Source organism: Longicatena sp. (assembly GCF_982403165.1).
Window position 1 is genome coordinate 1 of record NZ_CEVYEL010000076.1, and the last position, 10269, is coordinate 10269.

The 10269-nt window shown below is 37.0% G+C and carries 11 protein-coding genes, 1 other RNA gene and 1 pseudogene; 10 read left to right on the plus strand and 3 right to left on the minus strand.

Annotation, left to right across the window (positions count from 1 at the left end):
• The first annotated feature begins 77 nt into the window (after positions 1–77).
• Entirely contained in the window at positions 78–485 is a 408-nt protein-coding gene (locus AC1VS3_RS11865; protein WP_481275661.1) for a hypothetical protein, read from the plus strand.
• Positions 486–1186: 701 nt separating this feature from the next.
• Here AC1VS3_RS11865 and AC1VS3_RS11870 read toward each other — a convergent pair.
• From AC1VS3_RS11870 to AC1VS3_RS11880, 3 genes and pseudogenes are all read right to left on the minus strand, one after another.
• Positions 1187–1557, minus strand: a pseudogene (locus tag AC1VS3_RS11870) (TnpV protein).
• A 116-nt stretch (positions 1558–1673) separates the two neighbouring features.
• Positions 1674–2048 (minus strand): helix-turn-helix transcriptional regulator, encoded by a 375-nt coding sequence (locus tag AC1VS3_RS11875; RefSeq protein ID WP_270355632.1) that lies wholly within the window; start codon positions 2046–2048, stop codon positions 1674–1676.
• A gap of 125 nt (positions 2049–2173) precedes the next feature.
• A complete protein-coding gene (locus tag AC1VS3_RS11880; protein ID WP_117547994.1) occupies positions 2174–3088 on the minus strand; it encodes a DDE-type integrase/transposase/recombinase in 915 nt (304 codons plus the stop codon).
• Positions 3089–3277: 189 nt separating this feature from the next.
• Here AC1VS3_RS11880 and secG point away from each other — a divergent pair, with 189 nt between their 5' ends.
• The 9 genes from secG (at position 3278) to AC1VS3_RS11925 (ending at position 10235) form a co-directional block, all read left to right on the plus strand.
• Positions 3278–3508 carry a preprotein translocase subunit SecG gene (secG, locus tag AC1VS3_RS11885; protein WP_008690627.1) on the plus strand — a complete coding sequence of 77 codons (231 nt, stop codon included), beginning with the start codon at positions 3278–3280 and terminating at the stop codon, positions 3506–3508.
• 196 nt (positions 3509–3704) lie between these two features.
• Positions 3705–5822 carry a ribonuclease R gene (gene rnr, locus AC1VS3_RS11890; RefSeq protein ID WP_481275662.1) on the plus strand — a complete coding sequence of 706 codons (2118 nt, stop codon included), beginning with the start codon at positions 3705–3707 and terminating at the stop codon, positions 5820–5822.
• Between the two features lie 44 nt (positions 5823–5866).
• The gene (smpB, locus tag AC1VS3_RS11895) at positions 5867–6325 is read left to right on the plus strand and encodes an SsrA-binding protein SmpB (protein WP_008978234.1); all 459 of its coding nucleotides are present in this window, start codon (positions 5867–5869) and stop codon (positions 6323–6325) included.
• Positions 6326–6375: 50 nt separating this feature from the next.
• Positions 6376–6756: a transfer-messenger RNA gene (gene ssrA, locus AC1VS3_RS11900) on the plus strand.
• Positions 6757–7001: 245 nt separating this feature from the next.
• Positions 7002–7559, plus strand: a complete 558-nt coding sequence (locus AC1VS3_RS11905) for a dihydrofolate reductase family protein (protein ID WP_117548001.1) — start codon at positions 7002–7004, stop codon at positions 7557–7559.
• A 111-nt stretch (positions 7560–7670) separates the two neighbouring features.
• The gene (locus tag AC1VS3_RS11910; protein ID WP_270355624.1) at positions 7671–7862 is read left to right on the plus strand and encodes a pyridoxamine 5'-phosphate oxidase family protein; all 192 of its coding nucleotides are present in this window, start codon (positions 7671–7673) and stop codon (positions 7860–7862) included.
• 46 nt (positions 7863–7908) lie between these two features.
• Positions 7909–8088, plus strand: coding sequence for a pyridoxamine 5'-phosphate oxidase family protein (locus AC1VS3_RS11915; RefSeq protein ID WP_270355623.1), 180 nt, complete (start codon positions 7909–7911; stop codon positions 8086–8088).
• A gap of 179 nt (positions 8089–8267) precedes the next feature.
• Positions 8268–9266 (plus strand): NAD-dependent epimerase/dehydratase family protein, encoded by a 999-nt coding sequence (locus AC1VS3_RS11920; RefSeq protein ID WP_481275663.1) that lies wholly within the window; start codon positions 8268–8270, stop codon positions 9264–9266.
• 276 nt (positions 9267–9542) lie between these two features.
• Positions 9543–10235 (plus strand): iron-sulfur cluster assembly scaffold protein, encoded by a 693-nt coding sequence (locus AC1VS3_RS11925; protein ID WP_008690634.1) that lies wholly within the window; start codon positions 9543–9545, stop codon positions 10233–10235.
• The last annotated feature ends 34 nt before the right edge of the window (positions 10236–10269 follow it).

Genomic DNA, 10269 nt, shown 5'->3' on the forward strand with positions numbered 1-10269 from the left:
ATGGACAAAAATGTTTTAATTATTTTGTGTGTCTACTTGACACAAGCTGATCATTCTATGGTCGCTTTATGTCTTTAATGAATGAGAAAAAGAAGCAAATAGATATAGAAAGCGAAAAGGAATACGAGGATATTTTCACAAAGCGAGGTACAGTTGTTTCTGGTAGTGAAGAAACAGTATTCTATGTTTCAAAATTGTTGGCTTCTGTTGAAATGACAGGTCATGATTGTCCAATTATAATGGATTCTTTTAGAGCTGAAGATCTTTCTACAGATAAAGAAAAACGCGTGTTAGAATTGTTTGGCGAATTAAGAAATCAATGTATTTTAACAACCACATTAAAAACAGAAGAAATAGGAAAATATGATGACATGAAGAATGTTAACGTAGTCGATTATTCTTCTCATAGGACAAATAAAATTCTGAATCAGTATGATTTAGAAGAATTTAAAAAGTTACTTCAAAATATGTATGTAAAAATATAGAGTGTTGAAAAATCTACAAGTTAATATTTCGAGTAATCATCTCTAAGTGAGATAGAAAAAGGAAGTAACTTTCATAGTCTCGATTTAAATGATAAGAAGCTCAGACAGCAATGTATTTAACATCAGCTGCTGAGCTTCTTAATCATTCGTACTGTAAATTATCATAGTCCCATAAGTCATCTTCCAGGAACCCTGATTTTCGAATGTGCATAGGATTAACCAGTTTGCCTTTTTCGTGAAGTAAGCTAAATCTGTAATCCAGTAGTGGACCACAATCAAAATGTAGTACACAAAAAAGTGAAAATTCAGAAAGAAAAAAGACTTTTCAAATTGAATAGGAGATAAAAAGTTAATGGCAGAATGAAAGCAATTTGTTTTTTGCAGAGACAAAATGTAGGTTGTTGCAAAACAGACCTTGGGGGCTACACCCCCAAACCCCTGTGAAATCAACGGATGTGGAAAATTAAGACCTACATCTACCCCATCCGTTGATTCTGCAATTACCTACAAATCGGGTCTGCATCTTTATGTATTTTACTTTTGCAATAAACAAAAGCAATTTCGGTAATAAAACTTTGTAAGCATTTAATTTTATAATATAATATTATCCTTCAAAATAGTAATTTCCTTTTGGAGTTTTCAATTTCAGCTATACTTTATTTTAATTTATTCGCTTTTTTGTCCATATTTTTAGTATATATTCAAAAACGAAATTTAGAATTTACAATTTCTCTTGCTCTGTTGCAAACATTGTTCATTTGCGCAACCCATTCCATCTGATCTTTTGCTTTAAGTTCTTCTGTTATGTCTTCGCTTTCTGCCAGTTGCTTTACGAGTTGAAGAAACAAATTTTCAGCTTGGTTGTCAATATCGACAAGATAGTTGTTTAGTTTCCCGCTTGTCAACAGGTTCATATAAATAATTTTATGGTGCTGTTTTAAATATCTTGCGTGTCGCTGCCCCATACTCCGATCGGCTGACCTTGTTGTTCTGGCAAACGGAGATTTGGTATCAGGTAATCTCCAACTTGCGTATAAGTACCGCCCATTTGTTCAAATAATGATTTTTTCATTGTGTTTATCCTCCTGTTTTTTATTGTACTTTCATTTTACAGAAAGACAGGTAATAACACTAATGTGCCAATAAAAAAATACAGCGTACCTGCTATATCACAGATAGGCTGTATTTTCATATATTTATTTCGGGATATGTATTTACCAATTGCTGATACATTTTTCTTGACGGTTGTCGTGAACCGCCCTCCCACTTAGAATAGATGCTCAAACTAATACCTGCTTTTTCAGCAAAAGTTGCTTGATTTAATCTGTTTGCTTTTCTGACTTCACGAAGTCTATCACTGTAAGGATAATCCATAAATTGAGCAAACTCATCGAAGAGCAGATTTCTATCAATTTCAAGGACTTCAGCCATAGCAACGGCTGTTTGATATGGTATCGGGAATCGTTCACGCTCATACATTAACACTGTTGCGGGTACAACTCCTATACTTTCGGCTAACTGCCGTGTGGTTAGACCTTTTCGCTGCCGGTAGTATTTTAGCATTGCCGCAGGAGTTTGTTCTGCAGGAAAACCTTCAAAACAAAAGTTTAAATGTATTAATATCTTTCCGTGCTTATATTCGTATAGATCTGTGTGATTGAGAATAGTGCCGTCTTGTCAATGATGTATTACACAATGAGCGTATTAGTAAGAAACTGAATAGGTGATAAATAACCAAGAGGTCTAGTAGGTCTGTTGTTTGATTTATTAAGGTATTTCTTAAGTTGAGATGAAGCATCTTCTAGCGAATCAAATGCTGCTTTATCATAAAATCTTTTTTGATCTTCTCTATGGCTTCTTTCTACCTTTCCATTATGTCTAGGTGTTGCCGGCCGTATTGGATGATAGACTATTTCGTTTTGTAGTAAGGCTTCTTCGAATAACGTCTTCTTCTCGCTCACAAGACGATTGGTAAATTCAAATCCATTATCTGTTTGGATACATTGAATCTTAAATGGAAAGAACTTGATACATTCCATAAGGAATTTTGTAGAAGAATAAGTGGAATGTTCTTCATAGAAAGCAAGATAACGAAGTCTGGAAGCTTCATCAATCGCGGTGTACTGATAAAGTTTTGTACCTTTCAAATCTCCAACAAGACAGCAGGCAGGAACATACTTCACATCAATTTGTATCTTAGCACCGGGAACGGTAGGCGTATCATATGGCTTGTTTATACGTTTCTTATGCGCTTTTTTAACGGGGAACATAGAGAGAGATCGCATAACACGGTAAAGGGAGGAAACGCTCCTGGAATAGTTGTGAAGTACTTTCAAACGTAACCAAAAGTCAATCAAGCCCATATCAGGATTTCTTCTTCTAAGATCCTTGATCCATTTGATTTCAGTATCCGTGTGCTGATTAGGGTGATGATGGGGTCTATGAGAATGGTCTGCAAGAGAATGGATATCGCCATTGAAACGATGAACCCAGAAATAAACAAATTGACGTGTAACTTTATAGCGGATAGCCGTTTTAGTAGCACGATTATAAGATTTCACAATGGATAGACGAAAACGCATATCTTGAGTTATACTATTCATGCAAGAGATCTCCTTTCTAATGGTGTAGTAACTTAAGTATAGCGAGTCTCTTGCTTTTTGTTAACCTATTCTGTAACACATCTATTGTAAACCAACACATGTATCTTAAATATTTTCGAAACAATATTGTAATTATTAGCATTGTTTGCTATACTAGTAAGGTATCGAGAAATAGGAAGGAGGACTATCATGGGCATTTTAGAAATACTATTAATGATTGCATCGGTCATTTTGATAATACTCTCCTTATTACAAAGCGGAAAGTCAGATGGTCTTGGAAGTGCATTTGGTGGAAGTGATGGATTGAATCTGTTTGCCAATGTCAAAGAAAGAGGATCTGAAAAAATCATATCTAATGTTACTATGGTAACAGGAATTATCTTTTTCGCTCTTGTTATAATTATCCGTATTTTAGACTAAGACCGTGCAAGGTCTTTTTTTATGAAGTAACGATACCTATACCATCCATATAAACTTAGTTGTTTCCTGAATGATGAAAGCGCCATCTGCATCCGCAAATTGTTAAGATCTAGATAAAATGCGCTATCATATTTATGAAATAAGAGTGGGATGGTATACTATAACTATAAGATCATAATGAAAAGGAGGGCAAATAATGAGCAAAAAAGAAGAACTACTCGCCCTGATCAAACAAAACGATTATCGTGGTATGGATGTGAAACAATTATCCAGGATGATCCAAATGGAAGATAGTGTTGCCTTCACAGAATTGATGAAATTATTAAACGATTTGGAAGCTGCACGTATTATTGCCAGAGATGAGCGACATCGCTATTTCCTTAGTGAAAAATTAGGGTATGTGAGTGGTACGCTGCGTATAAATCCGAAAGGCTTTGGCTTTGTGGAAACAGCGGATGACAGTTACTATATAGCCAGAGAACGATTAGGTTTAGGTATGGATCGAGATGTTGTATATGCCAGAACATGGACCAATAATGATAAAAGTGTAGAGGGTGAAGTGGTCGAAGTCATTTCACATAGTGTCACGCATATCGTGGGGGTAGTAAAAATCAAAGAAGGATCAAAGTATTTCTTACCTGATTCTTATTTAAACAATCGTAAAATCAAAATTACGAATTATGATGATTTTAAATTGGTGAATGATTCTAAAGTTCTGCTTCATATTGATAGTTATGGAACGGTTTTAAAATGTCATATTGAAAAGGAAATCGGTTATAAATATGATCCGGGGATTGATATTTTAAGTATCTTACTTGAAAAAGATATCGTTCCTGAATTCAATGAAAAAGTGAAAGCAGAAGTAGCTGGCATAAAAGAAGAAGTGGACGTAAATGAATTGAAGAATCGTGAGGATTTGCGTAAGCTGTTGACAATTACTATTGATGGGGAAGATGCCAGAGATTTAGATGATGCCATCAGTATTGAGAAGATAGAAAAAGGCTATCGTCTTTATGTGCATATTGCGGATGTTTCCCATTATGTACAAGAAAAAACGGCGCTTGATAAAGAGGCTTATCATCGGGGGACTTCAGTATATGTGGTAGATCGCGTCGTACCGATGCTGCCTCACGCGTTATGCAATGGCATTTGTTCTTTAAATCCCCATGTGGATCGCTTAACCATAACTTGTATGATGGAGATAGATCGTACAGGCAATGTAATGAATTATCGTATCTTTCCTAGTGTGATCAATAGCAATGAGCGAATGACCTATACGAATGTGAATAAGATATTATCCGGTGATGCTAAAACACAAAAAGCTTATCCTCATTTGTTAAAGATGTGCTTAGATATGAAGGTATTGGCTGGGATCATTCGCAGACGCAGAGAAGGACTTGGCGCCATTGATTTTGATAGCAGAGAGGCTAAAATTCTGGTCGATGAAAAAGGGAAACCAAAAGATATCGTCTTACGTGAGCGTGGAGAAGCAGAGCGCATCATTGAAGATTTTATGATAGCGGCGAATGAAACTGTAGCCACGCATATGAAATGGCTGGAAACGCCATCGATGTATCGTATTCACGAAGCTCCTGAACCTAAGAAAATGCGGGAGTTTGCACGTATTGCGAAAACATTGGGATATACGTTTAAGGGAGGTATCCAAGACGTACATCCAAAACAGCTACAGGCTTTATTAGACGAAGCCAGAGGACAGGATAATTATTTCGTGTTATCCAGTTTCATGTTAAGAAGCATGCAGAAAGCGCGCTATGATAATCGTTGTTTGGGACATTTCGGACTGGGCTTAAAGGAGTATTTGCATTTTACATCACCAATTCGCCGCTATCCGGATTTGATTGTACATCGCATGCTGCGAAAATATATCTTTACATCATCTGAAGATGTAGATAAAATGAAACAGGATGAACAATGGTGTGAACAGGCAGCCATCCAGGCAAGTGAGCGTGAGCGTAATGCTGTGGATGCCGAACGAGCCGTAGATGATATGAAAAAGGCTGAGTATATGGAAAACTATATCGGACAGCGTTTTGCAGGAGTCATCAGTGGTATTACTAAGTTTGGAATGTTTGTTGAGCTGGATAATACGGTAGAAGGCTTGGTGCATATCTCATCCATGGAAGATGATTATTATCATTATGATGAAGTGAGTCACAGTCTAATTGGTGAGCATACGGCAAATGTGTATCGCATGGGACAAAAAGTCCAGGTTAGATGTATTGATGCAAATCGGTTTAAACGTGAAGTTGATTTTGCATTGTTAACAAAAAAGAGGGAAAAAAGGGGCCGTTAAAGGCATATCTTTTGTTCCTTGACATAAACTAAAGAGGTGAAGCTATGACAGCTGGTAGAAAAGTAATCGTATTTAATCGGAAAGCATCCCACGAATATTTTCTGGAAGATCGTTTTGAGGCCGGTTTGGTGTTGCAAGGTACGGAAATTAAAGCGATTCGTAAGGGGCATGCCCAGATCAAAGATGCATATATCAGTTTTACGAACAATGAGGCTTTTATCAAAGAAATGCATATCCCGGAATATGAATTCGGCAATCGTTTTAATCACGATGAAACGCGTATCCGTAAGCTGTTGCTGCATAAGAGTGAAATTATAAAGCTGCAACAAAAGGTGAAGTTAAAGGGCTATACGGTGATTCCTATTTCATTATATTTGGAAAAGGGAAAAGCGAAAATGGAAATTGCCTTAGCAAAAGGTAAAGATTTGCATGATAAGCGAAATGTTCAGAAAGAAAAAGATGCGAAACGTGAAATTGAAAAAGCTTTAAAAAACCAATATTAGGACAGTTGTAGTTTGCGGTATTTTGTGGTAAACTACAACTACCTAAAACCGGGGGTGTACTGGTTTCGACAGGGATACGCTTGGTACAGACGGCAGTCGAGTGGTTACGTAATAACCAATTAAATTTAAACGGAAAAACTAAATTAGCTAACATCTTTGGTGCAAACCAGAGAATGGCTTTTGCTGCTTAATAACCGACAAAGGTTCGCAGCTGCCGCTAGTATGTTGTCCTTTGGCATACTAGATGAGCATCTCATTTACGAAGGATAAGGTTCAATTCTAGTTCAAGGGATTGATCACGAAAATAAATTGAACACCTTCAATAGGAGCTGTCCATTGTTACCTGTTGAATATTGGTAATGGACTAAACTGTAGATGTCTGTACGTGGGGCTGTTTCTGGACGCGAGTTCAACTCTCGCCACCTCCACCATATATAAGGTTAACGATATGTTGATTCCGAAATGGATATGCAAGATATCGTTTTTTTGTTATTGTAAGGGAACTAGCTTTGATGAAAAAGCTTAAAATAATGTGACTTATAAGCATTTAATGTTTGCTTATGGAAATCCAAAAGAAGAACAGCTGCCTTAATATGTAGTTTACATTACCATCCATCACCTTATAAACAGCCTATAATTTGCCATACTAGAAAAGACAATGAAAGGCGGTTATGTTATGCGTAAAACAATTCTTTTTATCGCTATGAGTTTAGATGGATTCATCGCTGATAAAAATGGCAAAGTTTTTTGGTTAGCAGGGGAGGATGCCAATCAAAATGATATGATTACATATGAAACCTTTATCCAAGGTGTAGATACTGTCATTATGGGGGCAAATACGTATCATCAGCTACGTACTGAAATATCACCAAAACAATGGATATATCCTACTCTTACCAGTTATATCATTACACATCAAACTGAAGCATCTACTGAAAAGATAAGGTTCACTATGGAAGATCCTGTGGCATTGATAAGACATTTAAAAACACAACCGGGGAAAGATATCTGGATTTGTGGTGGTGCATCCATTGTGAATCAATTCATGCAAGCCGACAGCATTGATCGATATCATATCAATGTTATTCCTACTCTTCTAGGTACAGGCATACGATTGTTTCATAACACGGATATTGAAAGAAAATTAACTTTGTTGCATACACACAGCTATAACGGTATCGTTGATCTGGTATATGAACGAAGAACTACATCTTCCTCTTTTGATGTAAAATAGATTTATGCGTATCCTCCTCATGAAAACAGATTGATTTTATGAAAAGCAATAAAACGATTGCTTAACAAATGACTTTCAGGTAAAGTGTAGATATATGAGGAGGCGTTATGTATGCGCGATAAAGTAAAAACGATCGGGAACCTAATTGATAAACAAAGTGTATCTTTCATCAGTTCAGTTGATGAGAAAGGATTTCCTAATACGAAGGCGATGTTGCCACCACGTAAAAGAGAAGGTATCAAAGTGTTCTATTTTACAACCAATACATCTTCGATGCGGGTAAGAGCAGTATCGAAAGAATGATAAAGCGTGTATTTATTTTTGTGATAAACGTTTTTTTCGCGGTGTCATGCTGTTAGGAAAAATGGAAGTGTTGGAAGATGCCGTTTCGAAAGAAATGATCTGGCAAGAAAACGATACGATGTATTATCCGCAAGGTGTAAGTGATCCTGATTATTGTGTGCTTCGTTTTACGGCAGAAAGTGGTCGGTTTTATAGTAATTTTTCATCTGAAACATTTGAAATATGATTTTCTGATGCAATATCGCATGAGAAAATGCAGGATTTGTAAAAGCATTGTAAAAGAGTAGTACAGTGCTTTTCATAGCGTTATAATATAAGAGAGAGATTAGCATATTCACAACTTCATTTCGTTTTTCACATACCGTAAAGGTTGGCGCAGAAAATGATGGAAAGAAGTGTGAGTTTATGAAAAAAACAATCTTACTAACAGGAGCAAACGGACATTTGGGAAAAGCCATCCTGCAGGAACTTCATGAAACATCTTATGAAATACGTGCGCTTATCATGCCGCAGGATCATGCAACTGATGATAGTCATGTACATTATTATAAAGGAGATGTCTTAGAACCGGACAGTTTGCTTCCCTTTTTTGCGAACTTACAAGATAAAGAAGTGTATCTATTGCATGCTGCAGGGATTGTTGATATTCAAAGAAAAGTATCCGCTAAACTTTATGATGTGAATGTCTTAGGCACAAAAACGATGCTGCAATTCGCAAAGCAATATCATATAAAGCGTTTCTTATACACCAGCTCTGTACATGCTATACCCGAAAAAACGTATCCGCAAATAATTACTGAGGTGCATCACTTTGATGCGTCCCTTGTAAAAGGTGGATATGCCAAAACAAAAGCACTTGCATCACAACTGGTCATGGATGAGGTTGCCAATGGTTTAGATGCCGTTATTGTTCATCCTTCCGGTATCTTAGGGCCATATGGAACCAAGAGCAATTATTTAGTGCAGATGATAAGCGATTATCTGGAAGGGAAATTGCCGGCTGGTGTTTCTGGTGGTTACGACTTTGTTGATGTCAGAGATGTCGCGAAAGGATGTATTGCGGCTTTAGAACATGGAGAAAAAGGAGATTGTTATATTTTATCCAATCAATATTATAAGATATCCGATATTCTAGATATAACCGCCTCTTTATGTGGAAAAGATGCACTGTTTATGTTACCTATGTGGGTGGCAAAAGCCTTTGCCCCTATAATTTCAGGATATGCAAAGCTGCGCCATCAGCGCCCATTATATACTCCATATTCTCTTTATACTTTAGCATCTAATGTGCGCTTTTCACATGAACATGCTACCACACAGTTGGATTATCAACCAAGAAGTATGAAGGACACGCTAAGGGCAACGATTGCATGGTATCAAAGCAGGCAGGTTCATGAGCTATAATTTAGGGAAGCGTTCCTTTTGGAACGCTTTTTTACACCCTTTCTGGTAAGGATAAAAAGGCCTAATTATGTTGACATAAAATAGGAAAAGAATTAAAATAATGAAGTAGGACGACATTTCTTGTGAAGATATTGTCAAATAGAAATTTCGTAGGGAAAACGTCCTCGATGATGTTATTTTAAATAGAGGAAAATGACATTGTCAAGACAGCTACACAAGCGTTAAAGTAGCACTATGGTAAATCTTTCATGGATTATGCGAGAAAGGAGAAATGACATGATTTATTCAAAAGAAGTTGAAAACATGTGCACTGTTAAGTGTGGTGCAAGCCATGGTTGTGCACCTATTCCTGAAGAAGGAAAATGGGTAAACTCCAGAGAAATCAAAGATATTTCAGGTTTGACACATGGTATTGGATGGTGTGCTCCACAGCAGGGTGCCTGCAAACTGACACTGAACGTTAAAGAAGGTATCATCGAAGAGGCACTGATTGAAACATTAGGATGTTCCGGTATGACTCACTCCGCAGCTATGGCTAGTGAGGCTATCGTTGGTAAAACACTGCTTGAAGCATTAAATACAGACTTAGTTTGTGATGCTATCAACACAGCTATGCGTGAACTGTTCCTGCAGATCGTTTATGGACGTACACAGTCTGCATTCTCTGAAAACGGACTTCCAGTTGGAGCTGGTTTGGAAGACTTAGGTAAAGGTACACGTTCTCAGGTTGGTACGGTTTACTCAACAAAATTAAAAGGACCTCGTTACTTAGACTTAGCTGAAGGCTATATCTTAAAGATGGGTCTTGATGAAAATGATGAAATCATCGGTTATGAATACGTAAACATGGGTGTATTCATGGACGCTGTTAAAAAGGGCACTAACCCTGAAGAAGCTCTGAACAATGCAAAGAAAACTTATGGTCGTTATGCAGATGCTGTTAAGTACATCGACCCAAGACACGAATAGGAGGAAAAATCATGGCATTATTTGAAGGATACGA

What these genes read in the sequence shown, in the direction of transcription:
- AC1VS3_RS11925 (WP_008690634.1), top strand. Translation starts at nt 9,543, where the DNA reads ATGATTTATTCAAAAGAAGTTGAAAACATGTGCACTGTTAAGTGTGGT.
- AC1VS3_RS11865 (WP_481275661.1), top strand. Translation starts at nt 78, where the DNA reads ATGAATGAGAAAAAGAAGCAAATAGATATAGAAAGCGAAAAGGAATAC.
- AC1VS3_RS11920 (WP_481275663.1), top strand. Translation starts at nt 8,268, where the DNA reads ATGAAAAAAACAATCTTACTAACAGGAGCAAACGGACATTTGGGAAAA.
- AC1VS3_RS11915 (WP_270355623.1), top strand. Translation starts at nt 7,909, where the DNA reads ATGCTGTTAGGAAAAATGGAAGTGTTGGAAGATGCCGTTTCGAAAGAA.
- rnr (WP_481275662.1), top strand. Translation starts at nt 3,705, where the DNA reads ATGAGCAAAAAAGAAGAACTACTCGCCCTGATCAAACAAAACGATTAT.
- AC1VS3_RS11910 (WP_270355624.1), top strand. Translation starts at nt 7,671, where the DNA reads ATGCGCGATAAAGTAAAAACGATCGGGAACCTAATTGATAAACAAAGT.
- AC1VS3_RS11905 (WP_117548001.1), top strand. Translation starts at nt 7,002, where the DNA reads ATGCGTAAAACAATTCTTTTTATCGCTATGAGTTTAGATGGATTCATC.
- secG (WP_008690627.1), top strand. Translation starts at nt 3,278, where the DNA reads ATGGGCATTTTAGAAATACTATTAATGATTGCATCGGTCATTTTGATA.
- smpB (WP_008978234.1), top strand. Translation starts at nt 5,867, where the DNA reads ATGACAGCTGGTAGAAAAGTAATCGTATTTAATCGGAAAGCATCCCAC.
- AC1VS3_RS11875 (WP_270355632.1), bottom strand. Translation starts at nt 2,048, where the DNA reads ATGCTAAAATACTACCGGCAGCGAAAAGGTCTAACCACACGGCAGTTA.
- AC1VS3_RS11880 (WP_117547994.1), bottom strand. Translation starts at nt 3,088, where the DNA reads ATGAATAGTATAACTCAAGATATGCGTTTTCGTCTATCCATTGTGAAA.